Source organism: Mesorhizobium temperatum (genome assembly GCF_002284575.1).
GTDB lineage: Bacteria > Pseudomonadota > Alphaproteobacteria > Rhizobiales > Rhizobiaceae > Mesorhizobium > Mesorhizobium temperatum.
In genome coordinates this window covers 281,865-307,131 of sequence record NZ_NPKJ01000075.1, presented here as the reverse complement: position 1 = coordinate 307,131, position 25,267 = coordinate 281,865, and the positions used below count along the sequence as shown (strand labels likewise).

Annotated in this window: 25 protein-coding genes and 3 pseudogenes; 19 read left to right on the top strand and 9 right to left on the bottom strand. The window is 63.7% G+C overall.

The genetic code is table 11. The features are described 5' to 3' along the window. Positions 1-52 precede the first annotated feature (52 nt). From CIT26_RS33290 to CIT26_RS33265, 6 genes are all read left to right on the top strand, one after another. On the top strand, positions 53-940 hold the full coding sequence (locus CIT26_RS33290; protein ID WP_095496498.1) for a LysR substrate-binding domain-containing protein: 888 nt from the start codon (positions 53-55) through the stop codon (positions 938-940). A 264-nt stretch (positions 941-1,204) separates the two neighbouring features. Continuing rightward, complete coding sequence (locus CIT26_RS33285; protein WP_095496497.1) at positions 1,205-2,299, top strand: ABC transporter ATP-binding protein; 1,095 nt, start codon at positions 1,205-1,207, stop codon at positions 2,297-2,299. Positions 2,300-2,389: 90 nt separating this feature from the next. Then, positions 2,390-3,502, top strand: a complete 1,113-nt coding sequence (locus tag CIT26_RS33280; protein WP_095496562.1) for an ABC transporter substrate-binding protein — start codon at positions 2,390-2,392, stop codon at positions 3,500-3,502. Between the two features lie 24 nt (positions 3,503-3,526). Continuing rightward, positions 3,527-4,360 carry an ABC transporter permease gene (locus CIT26_RS33275; protein ID WP_095496496.1) on the top strand — a complete coding sequence of 278 codons (834 nt, stop codon included), beginning with the start codon at positions 3,527-3,529 and terminating at the stop codon, positions 4,358-4,360. Further along, a complete protein-coding gene (locus CIT26_RS33270) occupies positions 4,360-5,166 on the top strand; it encodes an ABC transporter permease (protein ID WP_095496495.1) in 807 nt (268 codons plus the stop codon). Before CIT26_RS33275 ends, CIT26_RS33270 begins: the two co-directional genes overlap by 1 nt. Before the next feature lie 134 nt (positions 5,167-5,300). Beyond that, positions 5,301-5,621: a DUF982 domain-containing protein gene (locus CIT26_RS33265; protein WP_245319651.1), complete on the top strand. Its 321-nt coding sequence runs from the start codon at positions 5,301-5,303 to the stop codon at positions 5,619-5,621. A gap of 96 nt (positions 5,622-5,717) precedes the next feature. Here CIT26_RS33265 and CIT26_RS33260 read toward each other — a convergent pair. From CIT26_RS33260 to CIT26_RS33245, 4 genes and pseudogenes are all read right to left on the bottom strand, one after another. Next, a pseudogene (locus CIT26_RS33260) lies at positions 5,718-6,024 on the bottom strand (HigA family addiction module antitoxin). A gap of 97 nt (positions 6,025-6,121) precedes the next feature. Further along, positions 6,122-7,186 carry a glycosyltransferase family 2 protein gene (locus CIT26_RS33255; RefSeq protein ID WP_095496494.1) on the bottom strand — a complete coding sequence of 355 codons (1,065 nt, stop codon included), beginning with the start codon at positions 7,184-7,186 and terminating at the stop codon, positions 6,122-6,124. A 108-nt stretch (positions 7,187-7,294) separates the two neighbouring features. Beyond that, positions 7,295-7,537 carry a hypothetical protein gene (locus CIT26_RS33250; protein WP_167391622.1) on the bottom strand — a complete coding sequence of 81 codons (243 nt, stop codon included), beginning with the start codon at positions 7,535-7,537 and terminating at the stop codon, positions 7,295-7,297. Positions 7,538-7,679: 142 nt separating this feature from the next. Further along, a complete protein-coding gene (locus tag CIT26_RS33245; RefSeq protein ID WP_245319650.1) occupies positions 7,680-9,011 on the bottom strand; it encodes a dicarboxylate/amino acid:cation symporter in 1,332 nt (443 codons plus the stop codon). 238 nt (positions 9,012-9,249) lie between these two features. Here CIT26_RS33245 and CIT26_RS33240 point away from each other — a divergent pair, with 238 nt between their 5' ends. Beyond that, positions 9,250-11,109, top strand: coding sequence for a sensor histidine kinase (locus tag CIT26_RS33240; protein ID WP_206072848.1), 1,860 nt, complete (start codon positions 9,250-9,252; stop codon positions 11,107-11,109). A 13-nt stretch (positions 11,110-11,122) separates the two neighbouring features. Beyond that, positions 11,123-12,478 carry a sigma-54-dependent transcriptional regulator gene (locus tag CIT26_RS33235; protein ID WP_095496490.1) on the top strand — a complete coding sequence of 452 codons (1,356 nt, stop codon included), beginning with the start codon at positions 11,123-11,125 and terminating at the stop codon, positions 12,476-12,478. Between the two features lie 45 nt (positions 12,479-12,523). Here the strand turns inward: CIT26_RS33235 and CIT26_RS33230 are convergent, their stop codons facing one another. Both CIT26_RS33230 and CIT26_RS33225 read right to left on the bottom strand, forming a co-directional pair. Next, positions 12,524-13,051 (bottom strand): carboxymuconolactone decarboxylase family protein, encoded by a 528-nt coding sequence (locus tag CIT26_RS33230; RefSeq protein ID WP_095496489.1) that lies wholly within the window; start codon positions 13,049-13,051, stop codon positions 12,524-12,526. 45 nt (positions 13,052-13,096) lie between these two features. After that, positions 13,097-13,522, bottom strand: a complete 426-nt coding sequence (locus CIT26_RS33225) for an OsmC family protein (protein ID WP_095496560.1) — start codon at positions 13,520-13,522, stop codon at positions 13,097-13,099. 310 nt (positions 13,523-13,832) lie between these two features. Here CIT26_RS33225 and CIT26_RS33220 point away from each other — a divergent pair, with 310 nt between their 5' ends. Further along, positions 13,833-14,558, top strand: a complete 726-nt coding sequence (locus CIT26_RS33220; protein ID WP_095496488.1) for a 3-keto-5-aminohexanoate cleavage protein — start codon at positions 13,833-13,835, stop codon at positions 14,556-14,558. A gap of 50 nt (positions 14,559-14,608) precedes the next feature. Here CIT26_RS33220 and CIT26_RS33215 read toward each other — a convergent pair whose 3' ends face one another. Next, the gene (locus tag CIT26_RS33215; protein ID WP_095496487.1) at positions 14,609-15,439 is read right to left on the bottom strand and encodes an NAD(P)H-dependent oxidoreductase; all 831 of its coding nucleotides are present in this window, start codon (positions 15,437-15,439) and stop codon (positions 14,609-14,611) included. A 93-nt stretch (positions 15,440-15,532) separates the two neighbouring features. Here CIT26_RS33215 and CIT26_RS33210 point away from each other — a divergent pair, with 93 nt between their 5' ends. The 7 genes and pseudogenes from CIT26_RS33210 (at position 15,533) to CIT26_RS33180 (ending at position 21,476) form a co-directional block, all read left to right on the top strand. Next, positions 15,533-16,456, top strand: coding sequence for a LysR family transcriptional regulator (locus tag CIT26_RS33210; RefSeq protein WP_095496486.1), 924 nt, complete (start codon positions 15,533-15,535; stop codon positions 16,454-16,456). 178 nt (positions 16,457-16,634) lie between these two features. After that, positions 16,635-17,156 carry an Lrp/AsnC family transcriptional regulator gene (locus tag CIT26_RS33205; RefSeq protein ID WP_095496485.1) on the top strand — a complete coding sequence of 174 codons (522 nt, stop codon included), beginning with the start codon at positions 16,635-16,637 and terminating at the stop codon, positions 17,154-17,156. After that, on the top strand, positions 17,153-18,316 hold the full coding sequence (locus CIT26_RS33200; RefSeq protein WP_095496484.1) for a saccharopine dehydrogenase family protein: 1,164 nt from the start codon (positions 17,153-17,155) through the stop codon (positions 18,314-18,316). Before CIT26_RS33205 ends, CIT26_RS33200 begins: the two co-directional genes overlap by 4 nt. A gap of 111 nt (positions 18,317-18,427) precedes the next feature. Next, complete coding sequence (locus tag CIT26_RS33195) at positions 18,428-19,216, top strand: ABC transporter substrate-binding protein (protein ID WP_023799181.1); 789 nt, start codon at positions 18,428-18,430, stop codon at positions 19,214-19,216. 80 nt (positions 19,217-19,296) lie between these two features. Next, positions 19,297-19,968 carry an amino acid ABC transporter permease gene (locus tag CIT26_RS33190; RefSeq protein ID WP_095496483.1) on the top strand — a complete coding sequence of 224 codons (672 nt, stop codon included), beginning with the start codon at positions 19,297-19,299 and terminating at the stop codon, positions 19,966-19,968. Then, positions 19,965-20,639: an amino acid ABC transporter permease gene (locus tag CIT26_RS33185; RefSeq protein WP_095496482.1), complete on the top strand. Its 675-nt coding sequence runs from the start codon at positions 19,965-19,967 to the stop codon at positions 20,637-20,639. The genes CIT26_RS33190 and CIT26_RS33185 overlap by 4 nt, the downstream gene beginning before the upstream one ends. 29 nt (positions 20,640-20,668) lie before the next feature. After that, a pseudogene (locus CIT26_RS33180) lies at positions 20,669-21,476 on the top strand (amino acid ABC transporter ATP-binding protein). A 147-nt stretch (positions 21,477-21,623) separates the two neighbouring features. Here the strand turns inward: CIT26_RS33180 and CIT26_RS33175 are convergent. Next, positions 21,624-22,625, bottom strand: coding sequence for an NADP-dependent oxidoreductase (locus CIT26_RS33175; protein ID WP_095496481.1), 1,002 nt, complete (start codon positions 22,623-22,625; stop codon positions 21,624-21,626). Between the two features lie 127 nt (positions 22,626-22,752). Here CIT26_RS33175 and CIT26_RS33170 point away from each other — a divergent pair, with 127 nt between their 5' ends. The 3 genes and pseudogenes from CIT26_RS33170 to CIT26_RS33160 form a co-directional block, all read left to right on the top strand. Further along, the gene (locus tag CIT26_RS33170; RefSeq protein WP_095496480.1) at positions 22,753-23,355 is read left to right on the top strand and encodes a TetR/AcrR family transcriptional regulator; all 603 of its coding nucleotides are present in this window, start codon (positions 22,753-22,755) and stop codon (positions 23,353-23,355) included. Further along, on the top strand, positions 23,352-24,218 hold the full coding sequence (locus CIT26_RS33165; RefSeq protein WP_095496479.1) for an alpha/beta fold hydrolase: 867 nt from the start codon (positions 23,352-23,354) through the stop codon (positions 24,216-24,218). Before CIT26_RS33170 ends, CIT26_RS33165 begins: the two co-directional genes overlap by 4 nt. A 110-nt stretch (positions 24,219-24,328) precedes the next feature. Beyond that, a pseudogene (locus tag CIT26_RS33160) lies at positions 24,329-24,610 on the top strand (ATP-binding cassette domain-containing protein); the annotation flags it as partial. Between the two features lie 140 nt (positions 24,611-24,750). On the opposite strand, the gene CIT26_RS33155 reads toward CIT26_RS33160, so the two are convergent. Further along, positions 24,751-25,173 carry a hypothetical protein gene (locus CIT26_RS33155; protein WP_095496478.1) on the bottom strand — a complete coding sequence of 141 codons (423 nt, stop codon included), beginning with the start codon at positions 25,171-25,173 and terminating at the stop codon, positions 24,751-24,753. Positions 25,174-25,267 lie beyond the last annotated feature (94 nt).

Below are 25,267 nucleotides of genomic sequence, written 5' to 3'. Positions count from 1 at the left end.
CCTCGCCAAAAAGTGATATGTTTTCCCGGCTCATGCAAATTCGGTTCACCTCTTGAGAATTCCATCGACGCAGGCGCTGCGCGCCCTCGACAGTTTTGCCCGCCACGGCAGCGTCTGGCGCGCCGCGGACGAACTGCATCTGACCCGCAGCGCCGTCAGCCATCAGCTTCGCCTGCTCGAACGCGATCTCGGCTTCGATCTGCTCGAGCGCATCGGCAAGGGCGTGGCGCTGACGCCGCGCGGCCAACGCTATGCCAGTGACGTGCGCAAGGCGCTGACGGTGCTGGGCGATGCGGTAACGGGCCATGCCGGCACCGGCGTCGGCGGCTCGTTCAGCGTCAGCTGCACGCCGGGGTTCGCCTCGCTGTTCCTGTGTACTCACATTGGCGAATTCCGGCAGATGTACCCCGATGTCGCGCTGCGTATCCTGACGCCGCGGCGGCTGGACGATGTCAGCAATGCCGACGCCGACGCCTTCATCGCCTTCGGCGTCGGCAATTGGCCGAACCGCGCGGTCGAGCTGTTGTGCGAAATCTCGTTCACGCCGCTGTGCAGCCCGACCCTGCTCAACAAGATCGGCGGGTTTTCCAAGCCCGCCGACGTGCTGCGCGCCAATCTCCTGCATCTCGGCGACACCGAGGACTGGGCGCGCTGGCTGGCGCTGTCGAAGGTCGAGAATCCCGACATCGAGGGCGGCATCTTCTTTTCCGACATGAACCTGGTCTTTTCGGCGGCGATCGCCGGCCAAGGCATCGCCATGGGCGACGAGCTGACCAGCCGCCGGGCGCTGAGCGAAGGCCGGCTGGTGCGCCCGTTCGACATCGCGATTAGTTCGCCGCGCTCCTATTTTCTCGTTTCCGAACATGCCAAGGCGGCGCATCCGGTGCTGAATGTTTTCAGTGGATGGTTGCGGTCGAAGCTGTCGGAGAACCAGCGTTAATCTCTCCCCTTGAGGGGGAGATGGCCGCGAAGCGGCCAGAGGGGGGTCGCTTCGGCTGGGCTCGGCCCGGTCTGCTTTCAAAGAAAGAGGAAGTCGCCACTCCACGCGAGACGACCCCTCTGTCGCCTTCGGCGACATCTTCCCCTCGAGGGGGGAGATTGGCGCCATAGATGAATCAAATTTGCCGGTCAGGCGAAAACTATTCGGTTGCGGTGAGCCGCCGCCCTGCCTACGATTTCAATCAGCATTGAGGACAAAGGCAGGATGCAGCAACCCGGCCGTGCCGCAGAGATCAAGGCAATCGGGATCGGCAAGAGCTTCGGCTCGTTCCGTGCGCTGGACGGCCTGACGCTCGATATCGGCCGCGGCGAGTTCCTGACCCTGCTCGGGCCGTCAGGTTCGGGCAAGACTACCTTCCTGATGATCCTTGCCGGTTTCGTGCAGCCGACTGACGGTCGCCTGTTCAGCGACGGCGTCGACATCACCGAGCGGCCGGCCGAGCAGCGCGCCGCCGGCATGGTTTTCCAAGGCTACGCCCTGTTCCCGCATATGTCAGTCGAGGCCAACATCGCCTTCCCGCTCAAGGTGCGCAAGAAATCGGCGGCCGACATCAAGCGACGCATCAGTGAGATGATCGAGCGCGTCGGGCTGAAGGGTCACGAGAAGAAACTGCCGTCGCAATTGTCCGGCGGCCAGCAGCAGCGCGTCGCGCTGGCGCGTGCCTTGGTGTTCGAGCCGGGCGTGCTTTTGCTCGACGAGCCGTTCTCGGCGCTCGACAAGGGCCTGCGCGGCCAGATGCAGGCCGAGATGAAGCGGCTGCACCAGGAAACCGGCACCACCTTCGTCTTCGTCACCCATGACCAGAGCGAGGCGCTGGCGCTGTCGTCGCGCGTCGCCATCTTCAACCACGGCAAGTTGCTGCAGGTCGGCGCGCCTGACGAGGTCTACGACCGGCCGGCCAACCGCTTCGTCGCCGAGTTCCTCGGCGAGATCAACATGCTGCCGCTGAAGGACGTGCGCAATGCCGACAACGGCGCCACCGGCCTGTGCGAAGACCGCACCATCACGCTGCGCGGCAATGCAAGCGCCGTCGGCAGCAACGCCATCCTGGCGATCCGGCCCGAATACATGTCGATCGCGCCCGAAGCGACAGCCGGCGAGAACGGCATCGCCGCGACTGCGGTCGCCTCGACCTATCTCGGCGCTGCGACACGGCTCGATCTCACGACGCGCCAGGGTGCCAAGGTGACGGTCTCGGTGCCGAACGAGGTCGCCGCTTCGGCACTCAGCAAGGGCAATTCCGTGTGGCTGACATGGCCGGCGGAAAAAGGTTTCCTCCTTCCGGATGGAGGACAATGACGATCGGTGTGGCGAAGCTGAAATCGCCAGGCTGACTTTCGGGAAATATCAACGACAAAAAGGGGAACTGACATGACTAGCAATTCGAAGATGAGCGAAACCAAGAAACACTCGATCGAGACGCTGTCCGCCAGGGCGGTGCGCGGCGAGATCTCGCGCCGGCAGTTCACGCAACTGGCCGCACTCGTGCTGGCCGGGACGCCGATGCTGCTGCGCTCGACCGGCGCCTTCGCGCAAGCCAAGGAACTGGTGCTGGTCAACTGGGGTGGCGACGCCATCACCGCCTATGACGCGGCCTATGGCCAGGCCTTCACCAAGGAGACCGGCATCACCGTCAAGATGGATGGCTCCGGCCCGACCGAGGGCGCGATCGCGGCGCAGTTCAAGAGCGGCGCCCCGACCTGGGACCTGGTCGACGTCGATCCGTTCTCGGCGATCACGCTCGGTGCGCAAGGCATGCTGGAGCCGATCGACTATTCGATCGTCGACAAGAAGAAGATGCGCGAGGGCTTCGGCTGGGAGCACGCCGCCTCGACCTATTTCTTCTCCTATGTCATCGCCTATGATTCCGAGAAATTCGGCAGCCAGGCACCGACCGGCATGGCCGACTTCTTCGACGTGACGAAATTCCCCGGCAAGCGCTCGCTCTACAAATGGGGCGTGTCGAGCTGGGAAGCGGCACTGCTCGCCGACGGCATCGCGCCGGCCTCGCTCTATCCGCTCGACCTCAAGCGCGCGCATGACAAGATCGCCGCCTTCAAGGAAAACGTCGTCGCCTATTGGGGCGGCGGCGCCGAAAGCCAGAGCGTGCTGCTAGACGGCGAGGCTTCGATGGCGATCGTCTGGTCGACCCGCGCCTCACTGATCGAGCAGGATTCCGGCGGCAAGATCAAGTTCATCTGGGACCAGGGCCTGATCTCGCCCGGCGCGCTCGCCGTGCTCAAGGGCAATCCCGGCGGCAAGGACGCGGCGATGAAGTTCATCGCCAGCGCCCAGGACCCGGAGAAGCAACTGATCATGTTCGACAAGCTCGGCCAGGGTCCGGCCAATCCGGCCACCGACGCGCTGATCCCCGCCGACAAGAAGCGCATCAACCCGGTCGACCCCGAAAACATGAAGAAGCAGATCCCGCTCGACATGGAGTGGTACGCCAAGAACTACGGGGCCGCACTCGACGAATACACGAAGATCATCTCCGCCTGATAGACCGGGGTAACCGGGGCCGAGATGAAAGCATATCTCTCCGACAGGATGGGCGCGGCGCTGCTGATGGCGCCGCTGCTCCTCTTCCTTGGCGCCGCCTACGCCTGGCCATTCTTCGGCGTTGTCAACTGGAGCTTCACCCTGCCCGAGCCGGGGCTCGGGCAGTATGGCACGCTGCTTAGTGACCCGCTGGTTCAGTCGGTGTTTGTCCGCACGCTGCGCATCGCCGCGATCGTCACGATTGTTTCGGTTGCCGCCGCCTACGCCATCACCGTGGTCTGGGTGCGCGGCACGCCGGCCCAGCGCGTGATCGCCGAGTTCTGCATCCTGGTGCCGTTCTGGATCTCGGTGCTGACGCGCGCCTTCGGCTGGGTGGCGCTGCTTTCCAATCGCGGCCTGTTCAACACCTGGCTGCAGGCGATCGGCTTCATCTCAGAACCGCTGACGCTGGTCCGCAACGAATTCGGCGTCATCGTCGGCATGACGCACTTCCTCATTCCTTTCGCCGTGTTTCCACTGGCGTCTTCGATGCGCAGCCTTGACGACCGCGTGCTGCTGGCGGCGCGCGGGCTGGGTTCCAGCCGCATGCGCACCTTTTGGTCGGTGTTCGTGCCGATGACCCGGTCCGGCATCATCGGATCGGCGCTGATCGTCTTCGTCTTTTCGCTCGGCTTCTTCGTGACGCCGGCGATCCTCGGCGGCGGCCGCAGCGTGATGGTCGCCGAGCTGATCTATCTCAGGATCTTCCAGAGCCCGGACTGGGGGCTGGGGGCGGCGATCAGCGTTGTGCTGGTGCTGTTCGTCGGCGCACTGATGGCGCTGGTGTTCCGTTATGTCAGGCCGAGGCAGCTGATCTGATGCCGACCTACCGCCCCGGCCCCGTCTCGCTGATCCTCGCCGCCTTGGTGGCGCTGTTCCTGCTGTTGCCGCTGCTTGCCGTCATTCCGGTGTCGCTGACGCCGACCCGCATGCTGGCGATGCCGTCCGGCGAATTGTCGCTGCGCCATTACCGGGCGCTGATCGAGGATCCGCGCTGGATCAACTCGATCCTGCTCTCGATCAGGATCGGCGTCTTCAGCAGCGCCTTTTCCACCGTGCTGGCGCTGTGCTTCAGCCTTGGCGTGTGGATGTTCCAGCCGCGCTTTACCGCCGCGCTGGTCGGCTTCGTGCTGCTGCCGATGGTGGTGCCGCCGGTGGTCTCGGCGATCACGCTCTACTTCCTGCTGACCTCGATCTCCGGTGCCAGCTCGTTCTTCGGCTACGATACCTGGCTCGGTGTCGCCATGGCGCATGCGGTGATGACGGTGCCCTTCGCCACGGTGCTGATCCTGGTGTCGCTCAGCCAGCTCGACCGGCGCATCGACCTTGCCGCGCGCGGCCTCGGCGCCACCGTGTGGGAGCGCGCCACACGCATCATCATGCCCAACATCAAATTCGGCATCGTCACCGCCGCCCTGCTGTCCTTCGTGCTGTCATGGGAAGAGATCGGCGTCACCCTGTTCATCACCTCGGTCAACGCCATCACGCTACCCAGGCTGATGTGGATGGGCCTGCGCGACAACATCGACCCGGCGATTGCCGCACTCTCGGTGATCCTGATCATCATCACGGTGCTGGTGCTCGCGGCGCGCAGTGCTGTGGTCAGGCTGCGCCGGGCGCAGTAGTGGTAGGCAGACGCGTGCCTGCCCTACCCGGGGTCGGCATGCGTTCGTTGCTATGCTGGTGAGTGGCTCGTTGGGACTCCGATTGGAACGGGACGCCCGCCGACCTTCTGGCGGCGGAACGCCGCTTTCACGCCATGATGACAGCCGCAAATGAAACCTTGTACCACGGCATGCGTTTTGGTGGGTTCAACTCACCAAAGGTTCCACCCATGGATCAAGGATGGTTTTCCAAGCCGGTTGCTGTTTCGGTCGGCATCACGGGAACGATCCGACATATTTCCAACGCACAACAGGCTGTCGAATTGCTGACAGGCCAGTGGCGCGACGCTGGCAGCCTGCAACATGGCGCCGCACTTCGCGCATGCCGCCGGGCCATGAGCGGCGATGTTACAACCGAAGCCGCAAGGGATGCCTTTGTCGGCGCCGCGCGGGAGGCGCATGTTCTGGTCGAGTGAGCGGCCGGGCCTGCTCGCCCTAGCCATCGAGCATTCGTCGTGAATTCAGGAGCCGGACGGAGCGCGGCTCGCCAGCGCGTCCCTTGGGCGCGCGTTTCAGGCACCATGCAGCCTTGGAATGACACTGACGTCTACTTCGCGTTCAGCATGCCAGGCATCGTAGCCGGCCTGCATCCTGAGCCAGATCGCGGCGCCGTCGCCGAACATCTTTCCAAGACGGGCGGCGACAGCCGGACACCGGCTTCTTCTCACGGATGATGTCGTAAAGCTGCTGGCGCGAGATCCCGAGCAGGTTGGCGATTTCCACCTTGGTCTTGCCGGTTGCGGGAATAATGTCATCGAGAAGCGCGCCGGGATGGGAGGGGCAGCGCTCGATCGGCCTTTTCGGCTCATAAGAGGTCATGGTTGATTATCCTTCGGTTTGGGCGGCCATGTCCCTTAGTAATATTGGATTGCCGGACCGGACCGAATACCTAGCAGAGCTATGACACGGCGTCGCGCTATCCCATCGCGTGGCGGATTGTCTTGGACAGACGGCTGAGGAATTCCGGCCTCGACGAGGCGTCAAGCTTCCACGACAGGACCGCCGTCGCCATTTTCCGCGGCAACACCCCGACCGACAGGAACCAGGCGGCAAGGACGGCGCGCCGGCGCAGGGACGCCGTCATTTCGAGGCTGGCGACGGCGCCCGCCGCCCCGAGCGCCAGCCGGGAATCATTGGCCACGGGGTGCTGGCGCCTGTCCGCGCAGAGCGACGCCAGCCGCTCTTCCAGGTGGACCGGATCGTGGCGGACAGCCTCCGACGGCACAATTGTTAGGCCAATCCCGGAGGCTTGATCCGACAGCGCCTGCATGCGGCGGAAATCGTGGGTTACCCTCCAGCGTGCCCGCTCGGCGAGCTTTTCACCGAAGACCGAATGGTTGGCGCCATGGATCCGGTAGGCGCCGACGCATTCCTCGATGGACTGGACGTGCCCATACATGGGCGCCAGCGTTGCAAGATAGCCATCGGCGCCCTGGCGGAACTCCGGCTCAGGAATCGGCATGATCGATTCCAGGGTTGTGCGGTCGAAGGCCAGCCCGCTGGTCACGGTTGTCTGGTAGCGGCCCTTGTGCAGCAGTTTCGGCATGACGTCACCGCTGTCGAAAGGCAGTTCGGGTGGCGGAAAGACATCCTTGATGCGTTGCCGCTCGTCGACGATATGCAGCCTGGACTGCACCTGGGCGGTTGCCGCATCCCAGGTGTCGACGATCGTGGAAACGGCGGTTGGATAAAGGTAATCGTCGGCGTCGAGGAACAGGACGATCTTGCCCGAGCTTGCCGCAAAGCCGGTGTTGAACGCGGCGGCATGCCCGCCATTTTGCGCTCGCGGGCATGAGAGGATCCTGTCCCCATATGATTTCATGACTGTCGTGGAATTGTCCTGCGATGCGTCGTCGACGACGATGACTTCGACGTCCGCGTAGTCCTGCTCGAGGGCGCTGTCGATGCTGCGTTTGAGGAAACGCGCGTAATTATAGTTCGGGATGATGATGGATACCGGAATCCTCGGGACAGACTGCATCGCACTGGACCTCGCATCTTGCTTTGGTTTCGGCAAAATCCCGCTCACGGGCCTGCCCCCTCTTCAAGTGCCCGACGAGTTTCCTGAGGAAAAGCCTGCGGTTTTCCATCAGGAGACGGGCTCGCTTTGCGACTTCGTACCGAGGCCGCCATCGCCTTCGAGGGCTGCCGCCTTGGTCGAGGTTGTGGTCGGCGGCAGCAAAAGCTCCGACGGTTTTCGGCCGGTCGCAACCGAGCCCGACGGAAATGTCTCGCCTTCGGTCGCGATCAGGTCGGGATCGAAGTGGACTGGCACCTTGAAGGCATGGCGGATACTGACCTTCAAATACGGCCGGAACAAGCCCCGCGCCAAGAACAGAACTCACAAGCCTGTTACATCTGAGGCAGCGCGCAGCGGCGTGGACTGTGGATAATCGCAGATATTGGAGGTTGGCGGCGGCTATCCCGAAGCCGGCGGCAGCCGGCTTCGGGATATGACCGTGCAGCCTGAACGGTCAGGCTGCCTGCAGCCCCGGCAGCGACAGATCGGCTTCCTCCGGCAGATCGCCGGCCATCGCGGCGGCAAACTTGGTCTGGTCGAGTTCCCCTTCCCAGCGCGCCACGACCACGGTCGCCACCGCATTGCCGACGAAGTTGGTCAGTGCCCGGCACTCCGACATGAAGCGGTCGACGCCGAGGATCAGCGCCATGCCTGCGACAGGCACGGTGGGAACTACCGAAAGCGTCGCAGCAAGCGTGATGAAGCCGGCGCCGGTGATGCCGGCGGCACCCTTGGAGCTCAGCATGGCGACGGCGAGCAGCAGGATCTGGTCGCCGAAGCTGAGCGGCGTGTCTGTCGCCTGCGCGATGAACAGCGCGGCCAGCGTCATGTAGATGTTGGTGCCGTCGAGGTTGAAGGAATAGCCGGTCGGGACGACCAGGCCGACCACCGAGCGGTTGCAGCCGGCGCGCTCCATCTTGGCCATCAGGCCCGGCAGTGCCGCTTCCGAGGACGAGGTGCCGAGCACCAGCAGCAGCTCTTCCTTGATGTAGCGGATCAGCGCCAGGATCGAGAAGCCGTTGTAGCGGGCGACCGCGCCAAGCACGACCAGCACGAACAGCAGCGCGGTCAGGTAGAATGTGCCGATCAGCATGGCGAGGTTGGCGATCGAGCCGATGCCGTATTTGCCGATGGTGAAGGCCATGGCGCCGAAGGCACCGATGGGCGCGGCCTTCATCAGGATGGCGACGAGGCGGAAGATCGGCGTGGTCAGTGCCTGCAGGAAATCGACGACCGGGCGGCCGCGGTCGCCAACCAGCGCCAGAGCGAGCCCGAACAACACCGAAAAGAACAGCACCTGCAGGATATCGCCCTTCGCAAAAGCGCCGGTGATCGTGTCGGGGATGATGTTCATCAGGAAGCCGACGATGCTGGTGTCGTGCGCCTTTTCGGCGTACGTCGCCACCTTTGTGGCGTCGAGCGTGGCCGGATTGATGTGCATGCCGGCGCCGGGCTGAACGACATTGGAGACGACGAGACCGACGACAAGCGCCAGCGTCGAGAACGTCAGGAAATAGATCATCGCCTTGCCGGCGACGCGGCCCACCTTCTGCAGGTCGGAAACGCCGGCGATGCCGGTCGCCACCGTGAGGAAGATCACCGGCGCGATCACCATCTTCACCAGCTTGATGAAGGCGTCGCCGAACGGCTTCATCGCCTCACCGGTTTCGGGATAGAAGTGGCCGAGAAGCACGCCGGCGGCGATCGCCGCCAGCACCTGCACATAGAGATGCCGGTAGAAGGGAATTTTGCCGCGCGGCTCGGCGGCAGCGAATGCTGTCTGCATGACGTCCTCCATTGTGCTCCGATCGAAAGCTCGACCTCCCGGAGCAATTGCGTTGACCCCCAGCAGCCTCGCGACCGCTGAAGTCGTGTTTGCAACTGCCGTGCCAAGTGCGCGGGAAAGAGCCTCCCCATTGATTTTATTGAATATTCCAGAACTCAAAGTTCCGTTCCGCACACAGAAAGTGCGGATATTCGCATAGCGGAATTGTGCTTTGTGCGAAATCATGCACAAATGGGAGATGCTGCAACGCCCCGCCGCTGCCTTGCCGTCGACGCCCGAGCAACTCGGCAGGCGGGCGCGCCGTGCTTGGCTGCTGTTTGCGGCCATCGCCCTTGTGATCGCTACGGCCGCGCTTTACGGCGCCGGCCTCTATGGCCGCACCACCGAGGTTGGGACACTGGCGGCGCAAGGTCGCACCGATGCCAATCTGAAGGTCGCGCTGCTGCGCGCGGTGCTGGAAAGCCCGCGTGCCCTGCCCCTGCTGCTGTCGGAAGACCAGCAGGTGCGCGACGCGCTGGCGCAGAAAAGTGGTGCTGCAATCGATGTGCTGAACCGCAAGCTCGAAGGGCTGGTCTCCGGCACTAAGGCTTCGGTGCTCTATGTCATCGGCACCGACGGGCTGGCGATCGCCTCCAGCAACTGGCGCGAGCCGATCAGCTTCGTCGGCAACGACTACCGGTTCCGCGATTATTTCTCCGCGGCGATGCAATCCGGAACCGCCGAATATTTCGCGCTCGGCAATGTCAGCAAACGCCCCGGCCTCTACATCTCGCGACGCGTCGGCGATGCTGCCGCACCGCTCGGCGTCGTCGTCGTCAAGGCGGAATTCGATCAGCTCGAGGCCGACTGGCACGAGGCGAACCGCCCGGCCTATGTTAGCGACGAGCATGGCGTCGTCCTGATCACCAGCGTGCCGTCCTGGCGCTTCATGACGACGGCGCGGCTTGCCGGGCCTGATCTTGCCGCCATCCAGGACAGCCAGCAGTTCGGCGACGCACTGCTGATGCCATTGCCGATCACGCGCCCGCAGGCGCTTAGCCCGGACATGTCGATCGTCCATGCCGTGACGCCCGGCGGCAGCGATGCGGAATATCTCAGGCTTTCAACCCTGATCCCTTCGACCCCCTGGCGGCTCGACTATCTCGTCCCGGCCGAGGCGCCGATCGCCGCCGCGATCCGTGAAATGCGGCTCCTTGCGCTCGGCGTCATTGTTCCGTTGCTCGGCCTTGCTGCGTATCTGTTGTGGCGTCGGCAGTCAGGACAAATGCGGATCGCCGCCGAACAGGCGGCGCGCACCGAGCTCGAACGCCGCGTCGTCGAACGGACCGAGGATCTGAGCCGCGCCCGTGACCGGCTGCAGGCCGAGATATCAGACCACCGCAGCACCGAAGCCAAGCTGCAGGTGGTGCAGCAGGATCTGGTCCAGGCCAATCGCCTCGCCATCCTCGGCCAGGTCGCCGCCGGCGTCGCCCATGAGATCAACCAGCCGGTCGCCACCATACGCGCCTATGCCGACAATGCCCGCGTCTTCCTCGACCGCAAGCAGACTTCGCCCGTCGAGGAAAACCTCGGCGCCATCGCAGCACTTACCGAACGCATCGGCACCATCACCGAAGAATTGAAGGCCTTTGCCCGCAAGGGCCGCACCGCCGCCGAGCCTGTCGAATTGCGCGGCATCATCGAAGGCGCCGTGGTGCTCTTGAGAAGCCGCTTCGCCGGCCGGCTCGACGCACTGGCCATCGAATTGCCGCCGCCGAGCCTCAAGGTCATGGGCAATCGGGTCCGGCTTGAACAGGTGCTGATCAACCTCTTCCAGAACGCGCTTGAAGCGCTGGATGGCCGCGACGACGCCAGGGTGCAGGTGTCAGTGGAAGACACGACGGATGGGGTCACGGTCGGCGTGTCCGACAACGGCCCCGGCATTCCGCCAGCGATCCTCAGATCTCTGTTCACGCCGTTCAACACATCGAAGGAAAAAGGCCTCGGCCTTGGCCTCGTCATCTCGAAAGACATCGTCGCCGATTATGGCGGACGCATCGAGGTTTCGAGCGACGATTGCGGCACCCGCTTCACCGTCCATCTTTCGAAAGCGGTGTAATGGCCAAGGCAGCATGACCAACGACGACGCAGCGCCGGTCATCCTGATCGATGACGACAGCGATCTCCTCAAGGCCACCGCGCAGACGCTTGAGCTTGCCGGCTTTTCGGTCTCCGCTTTTTCGGTGGCGGCCGAGGCGCTGGCGACGCTCGACGCCGGTTTTGCCGGCGTGGTGGTGTCGGATATCCGCATGCCTGAGATCGACGGCCTGCAGCTTTTCGACCGCATTCTGCGGCTGGATGCGGACATTCCGGTCATCCTCGTCACCGGGCATGGCGACATCGCCATGGCGGTCAAGGCGATCAAGGACGGCGCCTACGACTTCATCACAAAGCCCTTCGCCGCCGACCGGCTGGTGCAGAGCGTGCGCCGCGCGGCGGAAAAACGCCGCCTGGTGATGGAAAACCGCGCCTTGCGCGAGGCGGCTGGAGAGGCGCAGGACGGCCTGCCGCTGATCGGCCAGACGCCGGCGATGGAAAGGCTGCGCCGCACGCTGCGCCAGATCGCCGACACCGATGTCGACGTGCTGGTGACCGGCGAGACCGGTTCCGGCAAGGAAGTGGTGGCAAGCCTTCTGCATCGCTGGAGCCGCCGCGCCAGGGGTAATTTCGTCGCGCTGAATTGCGGCACGCTGCCGGAGACGGTCATCGAGAGCGAATTGTTCGGCCACGAGGCCGGCGCCTTCACCGGCGCGCAGAAGAAGCGGATCGGCCGCATCGAGCACGCCAGCGGCGGCACGCTGTTCCTCGACGAGATCGAAAGCATGCCGGTCTCGACACAGGTGCAGATGCTGCGCGTGCTGGAGATGCGCGAGGTGACCCCGCTCGGCACCAACGAAATGCGACCCGTCGACCTGCGCGTCGTTGCCGCCGCCAAGGTCGATCTCGGCGATCCGCGCCAGCGCGGCACGTTCCGCGAGGACCTCTACTACCGGCTCAACGTGGTGACGATCTCCATTCCGCCGCTGCGCGAGCGCCGCGACGATGTCGCCCTGCTGTTCTTCTATTTCGCCGAGCGCGCCGCCGCCCGCTTCCGGCGCTCGGTGCCCGCGGTGCCGGCCTCGGTGCACCGCCATCTCAGGGAGCATGACTGGCCGGGCAATGTGCGCGAACTCGCGCATTTCGCCGAGCGGTTTGTGCTTGGATTGGAGGAAGACGCCGGAGCGCCAGCCCCTGCCCCAGCCCAGCCGGATACCGCCATGAAGCTGCCGGAGCGACTGGAGCGCTACGAGGCCGACATCATCCGCGAGACGCTTGGCCGCAACGAGGGCGACGTCAGGCGCACGATCGAAGCGCTGGGGATTCCGCGCAAGACATTCTACGACAAGCTCCAGCGCCACGGCATCGTGCGCACCGAGTTTTCGAGGTAATGGTCCCAGCGCCTCGGTGCCTTGGACCGACCGGTTTCGATTGCCTCAGGCCTTCTTGCGGTAAGCCTCGAGCTCCGGATCGAGGTCGACGCTCACCGCATTGGTGAACACGGTCGTCGCCACCATGATGCCGGCGAAGGCGACCAGGTTGACGAGCAGCGGCTCATTGTAGCGGGCTTTCAGTTCGGCCCAGACCTCATCGGGAATGGCATTGGCGTCGGTCGCGATGGCCTTGCCGAAGGCAATCAGCAGCGCTTCATCGGCTGTCGGCTCGATGTTCTCGGGATCGAGCCCCATATCGATCAGCGCGCGGCGAAAGAAGGTCACCGGTATCTCGGCCCGGCACACCGCGGAAATCGTCAGCGAAAACAGCCAGATGGCGCGATCGTCGAGATCAGGTCGCAGCAGGTCGCGCAAGGTGAACCATTCGGCATAGATGCGATGGGCGGCCGGTGAATGCAGCAGGATGCGCTTCATATTCGTCATCCGACCGCGCAAGCGCAGTTCCTCGTCGTGCGCCGCGCGGATTTCAGGCGAGGCGGTGTCATAGTCGATCAGGGAAATGCGTGCCATGGGCGGGCCTCGGAGGATACGTGAAATTGGCCAATGAGGATGCGATCAGCCGGCGAGCGTGGTTACAAGCTCGGGCGTTTCACGCAGCGTGTTGCTGACCGTGCAGATCGTTTCCGCGTCCTCGACGATCCGCTTTTTCGTGGCCTCGTCGAGATCTCCCGAGATGTCGAGCGTGATCGTGAAGCGGCCGATGCGGGAAACGTCGCCCGCCGCCTTTTCGCCGCTCACATCGGCGCGGACCTCGCCGAGGCTGGCAGCGACACCCATACGCGCGGCAGCGATCCGCGCGCTCAGCACCATGCAGGCGGCCACGGAGGCATAGAGAAGGTCGAGCGGATTGAAGCCCGGCGCGCTGGCCCCGGTCACGACGTCGACCATGCCGCCGGTCGGCGTAGTGACGACCGGCAAGCTGCCCGGCGACAGCACGGCAACCGCGCCGGTGGTTCGCGTCCTGACCTTGAGCTCACTCATTCTCAAATATCCTTTCGGCCGGCCGGGCATGGCGTTGCTCCTGGCGTGCTCGGGGCCGGATACCGCAACATCCGCCGACGATCGTCAAGGTAGCTGGTCCAGCAGTGCTGCTTGAGCTCCCTAATATGCGTCAAATACCCATATCTCGCCTGCCAACAAGATCGTGACTGAACAAGGTGATAGAGGCGCATCCTGCCGGATTGCATCGGGTCAGGCCGCACCCGTTTGTCAGGAATGCGCGCCGGACCCGATTCCCGATTTCGGGGTCATGCGCTAGACTGGTTGCAACCGCAACCGGGCCGCCATCTCCATGATCGTCCAGACCTGCATCAATGGCGCGCGCAGCGCCGACTTCCACCCGCAACTGCCGCTTGACGCGGACGCCATGGCGCGAGACGGCGCAGCCTGCGTGGCCGCCGGTGCGGCCGAGCTGCATGTCCATGCGCGCGGGCTCGATGGCCGCGAAAGCCTCGCGCCGGCGGCGATGGACTCGACCATGCTGGCGCTCCGGCGCGCCTGCCCGGGAACGCTGATCGGCGTCTCCACCGGCGCCTGGATCGAGAACGACGATGAGCGCACGCTGGCGGCGATCGCCGGCTGGAGCGAATTGCCCGACTATGCCTCGGTCAATCTCTCGGAAAGGGCCGCGCCCGAGGTCATGGAGCGGCTGCGGCAGCGTGGCATCGGCATCGAGGCCGGACTCGCCTCCGTCACTGATGCCGAGCGCCTGGTCCGCCTCGACCATGGCAGCCAGGTGCTGCGCATCCTGATCGAGATCTCCGAGCAGGAACTGGACGTGGCGCTGGAGGTCAGCGACGGTATCGCGGCGGTGCTCGACCGTGTCGGGATACGTCGCGCCATCTTGCTGCACGGCGCCGACGCCACGGTGTGGCCCTTCGTGCGCAGGGCGGCGGAACGCAACTGGTCGACGCGTGTCGGGCTGGAAGACGGCAAGGCGCTTCCGGACGGCACGACGGCATCAGGCAATGCCGCACTGACGGCTGCTGCCGTCGCGATCTTCCGGGCCGGTCGCTGATTCATCCCATAGGTTTCGGGCGCCTTGCCCAATCTTTTCGGGACCCTGCGTCAGGCGACGTCCCGCAAAGTCGAACGCGGCGTCGCCGACTTGGCGCCGGCGCGATCCTCGTGAAGCGCGAACCCTGCGGCGCCCGGGTCGCCCAGTTCAGAGCGGAGCTGCATGCTCGGGATGTGGTAGTCCCCGCCATTCTGCTGCCGATAGGGAATCGGCCGGGTTGTCTCGAGCGTCCGCATCCTTTCGCGCAGGCGCTCCGCGACAGGCTCGAAATCGGCCTCCCCGAAACGATCCACTCTGTAGACCACGAACGGCGGAAGCACGTCGTAGCCCGGATAGTAAAGGATCCCGTGATTGATCGGGAACAGCAGGTCGTCGATCGGGCCGTTGACGCCGCGGGCGGAATAGTGCTCCTCCCAACCGCCGGTGGTCACGATCAGCATCGCGCGCTTGTCGGCGAGCGTTCCCTCACCAAAGCGGTCACCCCACCGCTTGTCGCTGTGCTCGCCGACGCCATAGGCAAAGCCGTAGGCGTACACCCGATCGACCCAGCCCTTGAGGATCGCCGGCATGGCGTACCACCACAGCGGGAACTGGAGGATCAGCGTGTCGGCCCACAGCAGCTTGTCGATCTCGGCTTTGACGTCATCGGTCAGAGTGTTGGTCGCAAAAGCTTTTTTGGATGCCCCAGCCGGCAGGAAGCGTGCTTCGGGCGGCCACGACGGAAAGTCGGCACGGTCCACCTCGGATTTCCAGCCATCGGCATAGAGGTCCGACACCCGGACTTCGTGGCACTGGGCCTCGAGTTCCCTGATGGCGACGTCACGCAGTGCGCCGTTGAGCGAACGCGGTTCAGGATGAGCAAAAACAAGCAGGACTTTCATGGATCAACTCCGAAGAAGGACAATGAAGGCTGAAGGTAGCCAGCCCCGGGGCGATCCGCTATATCCAGGCAATGCATAAGATTATGCCGAATAATGGATAGATCTGATGTGACCCTCGAGCGCATGCGCACCTTCGTTCGCGTCGCCGAGCGCGGCAGCCTGTCGGCGGTGGCGCGCGAGCTCGGAGTTGGGCAGTCGACGGTCACACGGCATTTGCGCGAGCTCGAGGAGGCCGTCGGGGTGTCGTTGCTCAGCAGGACCACCCGGCGGGTCACGATGACCGATGAAGGCAGCCGTTACTATGCCGACAGCGTCCAGATCCTGCGCCTCGTCGAGCAGGCCGGCGACGAGGCACGGGGCACGCGCGGCGCGTCGGCCGGCACGATCCGGATATCCTGCACGGCGGCGCTTGGGGTCTTGCACGTCAGCCGACTGATCTTCGCCTTCCAGGACCGCTATCCCGACATCGGGATCGATCTCAGCCTCACCGACGAACGCATCGACCTTGTGCGGGAGGGCGTCGACATCGCGCTTCGCCTCGGTCCGCTCACCGACAGCTCGATGAAACTGCGGGCGCTCGGCCAATCCCGGCGTCTGCTGGTGGCAGCACCGGCCTATCTGGCGGTGCGAGGCAGACCGGCTGTCCCGCAGGATCTGCCTGGCCATGAAGGCATCCGGATGTCGAACATCGCCGGAAGCGACACTCTCGCCCTGCAGGGGCCGGACGGTGAACGCCATGCGGTGCCTTTTGGCGGCCGATTTCGGGTCGACCATGGGCTTGCCGCGCGCGAAGCCCTTGTCGCCGGACGCGGTATCGCACCTGCCCATCACTGGCTTGTCGACGATCTCCTCGCGGCCGGCCGGCTGGAAGTGATCCTGCCGGACTACGCCCCGCCTCCCATACCGCTGAGCATGCTGATCGTTCCGGAGCGCGCGGGCATTGCCAGGGTCCGGCTGCTGGTCGATTTTCTCGCCGAGCGGATCGGCGGCATTCCTGGGATCGAGAAGCCGCGTTAGCCGGCGTGTCCTCGGTCGGCCACGACATCGGCAAAGCCCTCATGCCTTCTGGGACACATCATTCGGCCCTGTTGACAGACGGCCGAACGCTCTTGCGATTTCAAAAGATACACCCTAAGCTATTTTCATATCAGAAAGAAAACTCCATCATTTCTTTTCATTTATGAAAGTTTGAACGCTGCGGGAACATCTCGATCAGACCGACCGGCGACTTGTCAAGCTGCTGTCGCAGGATGCGCAGCTTGGCGTCAACCGGCTCGCCGAGAAGATGGCCGTCTCCGTCCCGACGGTGCGCATGCGGCTGCGCAACCTGCTCGACCGCAACCTGCTCAAGATCGTCGGCCTGCTCAACCTGACCGAGCGTCCAGAATTGATCTCGGCGATCGTCGGCATCAATGCGCAGGGGCGAGGCCGGGCTCGGGAACTGGCGCAGCGCATCGCCGAACTGCCTTTCGTGAACTCGGCCTCCGTCGTCACCGGACGCTTCGACATCATCGTCGACGTGACGGTGGCCGGCGATGTCGCCGATCTCTACCGCGTCACCAGCGAGCTGATCCCCGGCGCGGGCGAACCGGGCGAAGTCGTGCGCAGCGAGACGTTCGTCGTCATGGCCTCTTGCAACAAATGGGTCAGCCTGCCGGAAGGCTGCTGGTCGGACGAGACCAAGCGCGACGAAACTGGCCGAAAGGAAATGCCATGAAGATCGCGGTTCTCGGCGGCCTCGGCCTGCAAGGCCGGGCGGCGATCGCCGATCTCGTCGCCAGCGCCGGTGTCGAAGAAGTCGTCTGCGTCGATACCGCCCGGGATGGCGCAGCCCGACTTGGCGGCCTGACCGACCTTACCCGCGTGCGTTTCGTCGTGCCTGAGGGCGCGATCTCCCTTGCGTTGGCGAATGTGCTGGCGGGTGTCGACGCCGCCATCGATCTGTTGCCGCAGCCGCTGATGCGCGAGGCGGTGCAGGCCGCGATCGCGACGCGCACGCCGCTGGTCACCACCAATTACGGCAAGACGATCGCCGACCTTGCCCCGGCAGCGGAAGCGGCCGGCGTTTCGATCATGACCGAATGCGGGCTCGACCCCGGCATCGACCTTGTGCTCTACGCGCGCGCCGCAAGGCAGTTCGACGCCATCACGACAATCGATTCCTATTGCGGCGGCATCCCCGAGCCGAAGGCGATGGCCAAGCCGCTGTGCTACAAGGTGAGCTGGAATTTCGACATGGTTCTGATGAGCCAGAATCGCGACAGCGTGCTGGTCGAGGACGGCAAACGGGTCGATGTACCGGCCGGCCAGCAACATGAAAATCGCTTTATTCACGAGATCGCGGTCGACGGGCTGGGCAGGCTGGAAGCCTTCCCCAATGGCGACGCGCTGCATTATGCCGGCATGCTTGCCGCCGCCAAGGGGCTGCAGCGCTCCGGCCGCTATTCGCTGCGCTGGCCGGGCTGGTCGGCGTTCTGGGCGCCGCTGAAGGAGCTTGGCTTCCTATCCGAAGACAAGGTGCCCGGCGTTGGCGCCAGCCCACGCGAATTTCTCGGCCGGCTGCTCGGCCCACAATTGCAATACGGCGCCGATGAGAAGGACCTTTGCGTGATGCGCAACGTCTTTACCGGCACCCAAAGCGGCCGACGCAAGACGGTGACGTCGGACCTGATCGTCGAACGCGACCTCGCCTCCGGCCTGTTCGGCATGAGCCTCGGCGTCGGCTATCCCGCCAGCATCGTGGCGCAGATGCTGGCGCGGGGCGAAATTACCGAGCCCGGCCTGCTCAACCCACTGTTGCATGTGCCCGACGGCCGCTTTCTCGATGAGCTGGCCCGGCGCGGTATACGGGTATCCGAAACGATCAACTGGGACTGAAGATTTTCGAACGGTGGTCGCCGCCGGCAACGGCGCTGCCGCTCAAAAAGCACCCCCCAAGGGGTGAACAACAAAGTGAAAATAACAAACGACAACAAGGAGGAATGCCCAATGACGATTGCCAAGCTTTTCATCGCAGGCCTTGCGCTCGCCGGCCTCACTGCCGCGGCCAGTGCCGGAACGCTCGACGAGATCACCAAGCGCGGCGAATTGCGCGTTGCCGTGCAGACGCAGGGACCGCCCTTCTCGCTTGTCGGCGCTGCCGGCGAGCGCACCGGCAGTTCGGTCGAGCTTGCCGAACTGATGGCCAAGGAAATGGGCGTGAAGATCACCTTTTTGGATTTCGATTGGGACGGCCTGATCCCGGCGCTGCTGTCGGGCAAGGCCGATCTTCTGGTCGCCGACATGACGCCGACGCTGGCGCGGGCGATGAAGGTCGCCTTCACCAAGCCCTACATGTACACCGGCAGCACCGTCTTCACCAAGGCCGACGGCAAGTTCAAATCCACCGAGGATTGCAAGGCCAAGGGCACCAAGATCGCCGTGTTGCTCGGCGCCACCGGCGAGAAGGAGGCCAAGAAGGCCTTCCCCGACGCCGACATCAAGAGCTACAAGGGCGGCGGCCCGCTGCTGCTCGACGCCGTCAACAACGGCCAGGCCGATTGTGGCGTCAACGACGTCTCGGCGGTCAAGGGCCAGTCGACCGCCTACCCGGCCGGCAGCTTCACCATCATGCCGGACATGCTGTCGAAGGAGCCGCTGGCCTTCGCCACGCGCTATGACGAGCAGGACCTGCTGACCTGGATGAACCTTTTCCTCGATCAGGTCAGCCTCGACGGCCGCCTGCAGAAGAACCTCGACTACTGGGTCAATTCCGACGACTGGAAGAAAGACCACTAAGCAGCGGTAGATCCGAGCGGTTTCGCGAGCGCCTCGGCGCTTCGCGAAGCCGCTTGATCGCCTGAGGGACCCCTCCAACGATGCTCGAAAAATTCAGCTTCCGCACTATCGTCGAATATCTGCCCCTGTTCGGGCAGGGCCTCGTCACGACCGTGTGGCTGTCTGTCCTCGCCTTTGCCGGCGCGCTCGCCGTCGGCATCGTGCTCGCCGCCATGAACCTGCAACGCGGCCGGCTGTTCCGCATGCCGGCCAAGGCCTATATCGACGCGGTGCGCGCCACGCCCTTGCTGGCGCAGCTTTATTTCCTCTATTTCGGCCTGCCCCGGCTCGGCATCATCCTGCCTGAGCTCGTCGTCGGCATTCTCGCTCTGTCGCTGAACAGCGGCGCCTATGTCGCCGAGATCATCCGCGCCGGCATCCTGTCGATCCCGCGCGGCCAGGTCGAGGCCGGCGTCGCTTCGGGGATGACCTATATCCAGCGCATGCGCCTGGTCATCCTGCCGCAGGCGTTCAAGGTGACGATCCCGCCGTTGCTCGGGCAGGCGATCGTGCTGGTCAAGGATTCTGCATTGCTGTCGCTGATCGCGGTCGCCGAGCTGACGCGCGCCGGACAATTGCTCGCCTCCGACCGTTTCATGCCGGCGGAAGGTTTTATCACCATCGCCGCCTTCTACCTGCTGCTCTATTACGGGCTGAAGGGACTGGCGGCGCTGTCCGGGCGCTGGCTCGGCCTCGCGGGGGCACGGACATGATCTGGCAGCAACTGCAAAGCATCGCCGGCAGCTATCCCCTCGCCTTGCGCGGCCTCGGCATGACCGTGATGCTGTCGCTGATCAGCCTGGTGCTGGGCACGCTGGTCGGCTTTGGCCTCGGCATCCTGCGGACCGGCGGCAACCGCCTGATCAGCGCCGTGATCGGTGCCTGGGTCGACCTGATCCGCGGCACGCCGTTCCTGGTGCAGATCTTCTTGATCTTCTTCATCCTGCCGGAACTCGGCATCGAGCTCGACGCCTTCACCGCCGGCATCATCGCGCTGACCAATCTGGCCGCCTGCTTCATCTGCGAGATCGTCGTCGCCGGCATCCGCTCGGTGCCGACCGGCCAGGTCGAGGCAGCGCTGGCGTCCGGCCTGTCGCGCTGGCAGCGCATGCGCCAGGTGGTGCTGCCGCAGGCGATGCGCATCGTGCTGCCGCCGCTGGTCGGGCAATATGTGCTGCTGATCAAGGATTCCTCTGTTGTTTCGGCCATCGGGCTCACCGACCTCACCCGCGTCGGCTGGCTGGTGGTGCAGCGTGTGCCGAACGGCCTGCTGGTCTTCTTTCTCGTCGGCCTCGGCTATTTCATCGTCTGCTATCCGCTGATCATGCTGGCCCGCCGGCTGGAGCAGCGCATGGGTGCGGCCCATGGCGAGGTGCAGTTATGACGTCGAACCGCAGCAAAAATGGTACCGGCATGATCGAGTTTCGCGGCGTCAACAAATGGTTCGGCCCGCTCAATGTGCTGAAGGACATCACGCTCAGCGTCGAGCCGCGCGAAGTGGTCGTCGTCTGCGGGCCGAGCGGCTCGGGCAAAAGCACGCTGATCCGCTGCATCAACGGACTGGAGACGATCCGCGACGGCAACCTGGTGGTCGACGGCCAGCGCGTCGGCGACCCCGCCACCAACATGACGCGGCTGCGCACCGAGATCGGCTTCGTTTTCCAGTCTTTCAACCTCTATCCGCACAAGACCGCGCTCGAGAATGTGACGCTGGCGCCGATCCATGTGCGCAAGATCCCGCGCGCCGAAGCCGAGAAGGCCGGGCGCGAGCTGCTCGCCAAGGTCGGTCTTGCCGACAAGGTGAGTGCCTATCCCGCGCAACTCTCCGGCGGCCAGCAGCAGCGCGTCGCGATTGCCCGNGGTCGGTCTTGCCGACAAGGTGAGTGCCTATCCCGCGCAACTCTCCGGCGGCCAGCAGCAGCGCGTCGCGATTGCCCGCTGCCTCGGCATGCGCCCCAAGATCATGCTGTTCGACGAGCCGACCTCGGCGCTCGACCCCGAGATGATCTCGGAAGTGCTCGACGTCATGGTCGCGGTGGCCGAGGAAGGCATGACCATGATGGTGGTGACCCACGAGATGGGCTTTGCCCGCAAGGTCGCGCAGCGCGTGGTGTTCATGGATGCCGGCGCCATCGTTGAGAGCGGCACGCCCGACGAGTTCTTTTCGCACCCGAAGACCGACCGCAGCCGCGCCTTCCTGAGCAAGATCCTGCGGCATTAGAGTTCTAACTCTACTCAGTTGGCTGGCTGCCGATGGCCGAGATCGGTGGATAATGTGCGAAAAGTCCGCAACTATGCCCATTGGGACGCTTGGTAGAACATCATTGGCGATGCGGAAGCGAAGGTCGTCGCCTGAAGCATTGCAAAGCTATCTGATCTTGATGACAACCTTGCCCTTGGCGCGGCCCTGCTCGATGTAGGCCAATGCCTCATTGGTCGACTCAAACGGGAAGACGCGATCTATGACCGGGCGGATGACGCCCGACTCGATGAGAGACGTGATCTTGGTCAACTGCTCCCCATTGGCCGCCATGAACAGGAACGAATATCGGACACCTGCGCGTTTGGCCCGCCTTCTGATGCCGGCGCTCAAAAAGCGCATGACCAAGTTCAGCACCACGCTCAGACCCTTCTCCCTGGCAAACCCAGCATCGGGCGGACCGGAGATCGAAACGGCGAGGCCACCTGGCTTCAACACACGCAGGGACTTTTCGAGGGTCTTGTTGTCCTGGCTGTTCAGGACGACGTCGTAGCCCGAAAGGACTTTCTCGAAGTCATCCTTCTTGTAGTCGATGATGACATCGGCGCCCAGCTTCCTGACCGTATCCATGTTCGACGCGCTTGTTGTCGTGGCGACCGTCGCGCCGAGGTGCTTTGCCAATTGAATGGCGAATGTCCCCACTCCGCCGGAGCCGGCCTGAATGAAGACCTTCTGTCCTTTCTTCAGGTTCGCCCTTTCGACCAGCGCCTGCCAGGCGGTCAGCCCCACCAGGGGAATGGACGCAGCCTCTTCCATGCTGAGGTTCTTCGGTTTCAGGGCCACGTCCGCATCATTTATGGCGATGTACTCGGCGAAAGCCCCGATCCGACCGTCGCGCGGTCGCGCATAGACCTCGTCGCCCGGTTTGAACTGTCGGACTTTCGAGCCGACGCGAATGACCGTTCCGGCAACGTCATGGCCTGCAACGAAGGGCCGGCGATAGGGCAGGATGAGTTTGAATTCTCCGTCCCTGATCTTGGAGTCCAGCAGATTGACGCTGGCGGCATGGATCTGCACCAGCACGTCATTCTCCCCTACTTCCGGTTCCGGAAGCTCTCCAAGTCGCAGGGGAGAGTTCTTTGCGTATCGATCGACGATGAAGGCCTTCATTGTAGCTTTCCCAAATTGAGGAGACCCGGAGCGCCCGGTCGACATCTCCGATACGTTGCCCTATTGCATTACGATCACTTACTGATAGTATGATCATAATGCAATAGCTGATCGAAGGAGAAAAAACATGCGCTACGAGAAGGGCAGGAAGGACGCATCGCGGCAACGGATCATGGATGTGGCGACCGAACGGTTTCGTTCCGATGGCATCGCTGCATCAGGTCTCGCCGGCATCATGGGCGAGGCGGGACTGACCAATGGAGCTTTCTATCCCCATTTTCCGTCCAAGGCGGCGCTTGTGCGTGAGAGTTTGGCGGTCGCCCTGGAGGTTCAGGCGACCCAGATTCAGGAGCTGTTGGCCGCCGGCGGCCCGTCAATGGCCATCGACGCCTATCTGTCGGCGGAACACCGAGACAATCCAGGCAAAGGTTGCGCTTCAGCCGCGCTGTTGCCCGAAATTGCGCGTGAGTCGGCCGAGACGCGCCAAGTTTACGCCGAACACCTGCTCAAGCTGGTAGGCCAGGTGGCGGCCGAACTGACGCCCGACGCCCGCGACCCCGAGGCTGTCGCGTTCGGTGTCTTTGCGACCTTGATCGGCACGCTTGAGCTGTCCCGCGCGGTAAACGGAACCGAACTGTCCGATCGCATTCTTGAGGCTGGCGCGGTGGCGGCGAAGGCGCTGCTCCAGCCCCGCGAGAACGACAAGCCTGAAGAAGGGAAACCATCATGAACGTGCATCAGCTATCGCGACCTGCCGCGATCGTCAAACACAGGGACGTGCCGACGAAAACGGTCGACGTCGGCGGTACGAAATTCGCCTACAGGGAGCTCGGGCCCACAACCGGGATACCGGTGATCTTTCTTACCCATCTGAGTGCGGTTCTCGACAATTGGGATCCCCGGGTCGTCGATGGTATTGCCGCAAAACGGCGAGTTATCACCTTCGATAACCGTGGGGTTGGTACATCAGGCGGCTCCACTCCCAAGACGGTGGAGGCGATGGCCCGCGACGCGATCGCCTTCATCCGGGCCCTCGGTTTCGAGAAGGTCGATCTGCTTGGCTTATCTCTTGGCGGCTTCATCGCCCAGGCGATCGTTCAGATGGAGCCTAATCTGGTTCGCAAGATCATCCTCGCGGGAACCGGCCCAGCCGGGGGTACCGGCATCGACAGGGTGACGTTCGTCACCATCTTCGACATGATCCGCGCCGCGCTAACCATCAAGGACCCAAAGAACTACCTCTTCTTTACCCAAACCCCCAACGGCAAGAAGGCGGCGCGCGAGTTTCTGCGGCGATTGAAGGAACGGACCAATGACCGCGACAAGCCCATCGCGCTCGGCGCCTTCAACCAGCAGCTCAAGGCAGTTCGTGCCTTTGGCCAGGAGCGCCCTGCCGACCTGTCGCGTATCCGACACCCGGTCCTCGTGGTGAATGGCGATCACGACAGAATGGTGCCCACCAGCAATTCCGTCGACCTGGCACGGCGCTTTCCCAATGCCGAGCTGGTCCTGTACGAGGACGGCGGGCATACGGCCATTTTCCAGTATCACGGCGCCTTCGTGGAAAAGGCCCTGGACTTCCTTGAGGCCTAGCGGCGGCCGCTTGGTCCGATCCATCGGGTGACGACCAGCTGTCGTCTGCAGATGCAAGGTTGAACGCCTCCAACGGGGTCATGGGCGCGAGCTGCTTGCCAAGGTCGGCCTGCCTCGGCATGCGCCCCAAGATCATGCTGTTCGACGAGCCGACCTCGGCGCTCGACCCCGAGATGATCTCGGAAGTGCTCGACGTCATGGTCGCGGTGGCAGAGGAAGGCATGACCATGATGGTGGTGACGCACGAAATGGGCTTTGCCCGCAAGGTCGCCCAGCGGGTGGTGTTCATGGATGCCGGTGCCATCGTCGAGAGCGGCACGCCCGACGAATTCTTCTCGCATCCCAAGACCGACCGCAGCCGCGCCTTCCTGAGCAAGATCCTGCGGCATTAGGGTCAAACTCACTCAGTTGGCTGCGCCGATGGCCGAGAGGGTGGAAGGCGGCCCTTCGCTGGACGTTCCCTAACACGACAGATACGCGCCCAGGCTTCTCTTTAGGGCGGCCATTGCCGCACTTCCACCCGTCGCTTCCCTCATGCGGGCATCAAATCGATGACCCGCATGATCGCGACTGCACTGCTCGTGTTCTGGGTGCCTTCTGTAGTAGCGCCATTAGCGCAGGCCCAAACATCGCCCTTCTTGACTGTGAACTTTTCTTTGTTGTGAACGACCGAAAGTTCTCCCTCAGTCATGTGGCAGAGCATGTCGTTCGTCATCAAGTTGTCAGATGTCTTCGCTCCGGGTTGGATAACAACATCGCGCAGTTTGACCGTTGCATAGGCTGGTATAACCGACTTGCGCTCACCAAGCGCTACAACTCTGACGCCGGGTGAAACCTCCTTGCCCTCATCGGGGCCGTAAGTCTGGGCGGCTGCTGGTGTCGCCCAAGTGATCAGAGGCGTTGTGGCCAGTGTAAGACCGAGAGCAAGTGTGGATCTACGATTGACGGCTTCCATTGTTTCCTCCCTGTTCAAAAGTTGGTCGGAAAGGTAGGCCAACAAATCAAGGATGGGCCGTGGCAGCCAAGAGTCAACTGACCTTCCGAGTTAT

Excerpts from the sequence above, each read along its gene's own strand:
- CIT26_RS33230 (WP_095496489.1), bottom strand. The coding sequence starts at position 13,051 with ATGGCACGCATTTCCCTGATCGACTATGACACCGCCTCGCCTGAAATC.
- CIT26_RS33190 (WP_095496483.1), top strand. The coding sequence starts at position 19,297 with ATGCTCGAAAAATTCAGCTTCCGCACTATCGTCGAATATCTGCCCCTG.
- CIT26_RS33165 (WP_095496479.1), top strand. The coding sequence starts at position 23,352 with ATGAACGTGCATCAGCTATCGCGACCTGCCGCGATCGTCAAACACAGG.
- CIT26_RS33195 (WP_023799181.1), top strand. The coding sequence starts at position 18,428 with ATGACGATTGCCAAGCTTTTCATCGCAGGCCTTGCGCTCGCCGGCCTC.
- CIT26_RS33235 (WP_095496490.1), top strand. The coding sequence starts at position 11,123 with ATGACCAACGACGACGCAGCGCCGGTCATCCTGATCGATGACGACAGC.
- CIT26_RS33225 (WP_095496560.1), bottom strand. The coding sequence starts at position 13,522 with ATGAGTGAGCTCAAGGTCAGGACGCGAACCACCGGCGCGGTTGCCGTG.
- CIT26_RS33245 (WP_245319650.1), bottom strand. The coding sequence starts at position 9,011 with ATGCAGACAGCATTCGCTGCCGCCGAGCCGCGCGGCAAAATTCCCTTC.
- CIT26_RS33215 (WP_095496487.1), bottom strand. The coding sequence starts at position 15,439 with ATGAAAGTCCTGCTTGTTTTTGCTCATCCTGAACCGCGTTCGCTCAAC.
- CIT26_RS33220 (WP_095496488.1), top strand. The coding sequence starts at position 13,833 with ATGATCGTCCAGACCTGCATCAATGGCGCGCGCAGCGCCGACTTCCAC.
- CIT26_RS33200 (WP_095496484.1), top strand. The coding sequence starts at position 17,153 with ATGAAGATCGCGGTTCTCGGCGGCCTCGGCCTGCAAGGCCGGGCGGCG.
- CIT26_RS33280 (WP_095496562.1), top strand. The coding sequence starts at position 2,390 with ATGAGCGAAACCAAGAAACACTCGATCGAGACGCTGTCCGCCAGGGCG.
- CIT26_RS33175 (WP_095496481.1), bottom strand. The coding sequence starts at position 22,625 with ATGAAGGCCTTCATCGTCGATCGATACGCAAAGAACTCTCCCCTGCGA.
- CIT26_RS33210 (WP_095496486.1), top strand. The coding sequence starts at position 15,533 with ATGGATAGATCTGATGTGACCCTCGAGCGCATGCGCACCTTCGTTCGC.
- CIT26_RS33240 (WP_206072848.1), top strand. The coding sequence starts at position 9,250 with ATGCTGCAACGCCCCGCCGCTGCCTTGCCGTCGACGCCCGAGCAACTC.
- CIT26_RS33185 (WP_095496482.1), top strand. The coding sequence starts at position 19,965 with ATGATCTGGCAGCAACTGCAAAGCATCGCCGGCAGCTATCCCCTCGCC.
- CIT26_RS33255 (WP_095496494.1), bottom strand. The coding sequence starts at position 7,186 with ATGCAGTCTGTCCCGAGGATTCCGGTATCCATCATCATCCCGAACTAT.
- CIT26_RS33155 (WP_095496478.1), bottom strand. The coding sequence starts at position 25,173 with ATGGAAGCCGTCAATCGTAGATCCACACTTGCTCTCGGTCTTACACTG.
- CIT26_RS33275 (WP_095496496.1), top strand. The coding sequence starts at position 3,527 with ATGAAAGCATATCTCTCCGACAGGATGGGCGCGGCGCTGCTGATGGCG.
- CIT26_RS33285 (WP_095496497.1), top strand. The coding sequence starts at position 1,205 with ATGCAGCAACCCGGCCGTGCCGCAGAGATCAAGGCAATCGGGATCGGC.
- CIT26_RS33265 (WP_245319651.1), top strand. The coding sequence starts at position 5,301 with ATGATGACAGCCGCAAATGAAACCTTGTACCACGGCATGCGTTTTGGT.
- CIT26_RS33270 (WP_095496495.1), top strand. The coding sequence starts at position 4,360 with ATGCCGACCTACCGCCCCGGCCCCGTCTCGCTGATCCTCGCCGCCTTG.
- CIT26_RS33170 (WP_095496480.1), top strand. The coding sequence starts at position 22,753 with ATGCGCTACGAGAAGGGCAGGAAGGACGCATCGCGGCAACGGATCATG.